The organism is Aeromonas sp. QDB39 (genome assembly GCF_027707585.1).
Classification (GTDB): Bacteria; Pseudomonadota; Gammaproteobacteria; order Enterobacterales; family Aeromonadaceae; genus Aeromonas; species Aeromonas hydrophila.
On record NZ_JAPCIV010000111.1, the window covers coordinates 1 to 1252 of the forward strand.

At 38.3% G+C, this 1252-nt stretch carries 1 protein-coding gene; it reads right to left on the reverse strand.

Going from position 1 to position 1252, the window contains the following annotated elements; genetic code table 11:
- Positions 1–47: 47 nt before the first annotated feature.
- On the reverse strand, positions 48–779 hold the full coding sequence (locus PG899_RS24035; protein ID WP_270697812.1) for a hypothetical protein: 732 nt from the start codon (positions 777–779) through the stop codon (positions 48–50).
- Positions 780–1252: the final 473 nt, after the last annotated feature.

Consider the following 1252-nt stretch of genomic DNA (forward strand, 5'->3'; position numbering starts at 1 on the left):
GGGAGTCACATGGAAGATCAGATCCTGGAAAACGGGAAAAGTTCCGTTCAGACCGCTATTTGTGTATAAGAGTCAGCGTTAAGAAAGCTTACCAATCCACCAATAACATCATCTGAGTAATATTCATTGAAATCAATATCACCATCAATTGACAGTCTATGAAACTTTATAGCTTTAATAAAGTATGGCACTGCAGGATGCACATTGAAACGCCTCCCAAAGTCTTCATCTGAAATAAATGCATTAATATTTGACAAAATTAGCTTTCTAAGTATCTTTCTAATCTCTTTCTTCTGTGCCGCACTATACACAGGCAATAAATCCTTTTGACTTACCATTCTATCTTTTATTAATTCGAATGCCTTGCTAACACTCTGCTCATCTTCCAAATTACTTATTTCAAAAATCCGCCGACCAATCATAGGTAAATGGTAGTAACTGTATTTTCGAATAGTCCCAATATATCTAAGCAACATAAAAATTCGTTCAAAGAAATCAGCGTCACCCGAAACAATCCGACTTCTTTTCAGGTAATGGCGCCGATTCACCCCAAAAGATTTTATAAAATGAAGCCTATAGTCATCAATTTCAGATGTTTTGAGCATAAGACCTCTACTTATCGTAGCTGCAATATGGGCATAAGTTCTATTTCTTTGAGCTGCTTTCAGTAGGGAATCGCTATACTCATAAATTGAAAACTTTTTAATTATTTCTTCTGTTTCTCCCTTATCTACCTTCCTCCTTTCTTCTTTTGCTATCACATCAATTTCGTCAGTCATGAGTATTCTCCTTTTACGTCACTAGCTATGATGATGAATTACTTGTCTATCAAATAACCATAACTCCGGCTGAATATCACGATAAAAATGCAAAGAAGTAAAATGGCGGACTTCTAGATGTCCGATTCGCACACTTAGCTACAAATCATGGTACATAACCATGATCACACTTAACATGGGAAGTCACTTTGCATGGCAAAGCGAAGCTCATCTGAATTTTCACTCATTCTCCATGGGCTATGTGCATGCTCCTACCTATGGCTACCACTCCGGCTATCGCTACCTATGTGCACCGAGAGGGTGACCATTCCAAACCATAGAAAGTTACCAATATGAAGGCACATACTTGTATTTGGCATCATGACCACTCAGCTCGCTGAACTACCATCTTTTTTTGGGTAAGCGGATTAAATGGTTGATCTTACCTTTGCATGAGAGTGAGGCAAACCGGCATCTCATCGGATTATCTGGTT

Coding starts and splice junctions, on each gene's coding strand:
- PG899_RS24035 (WP_270697812.1), bottom strand. CDS start 779: ATGACTGACGAAATTGATGTGATAGCAAAAGAAGAAAGGAGGAAGGTA.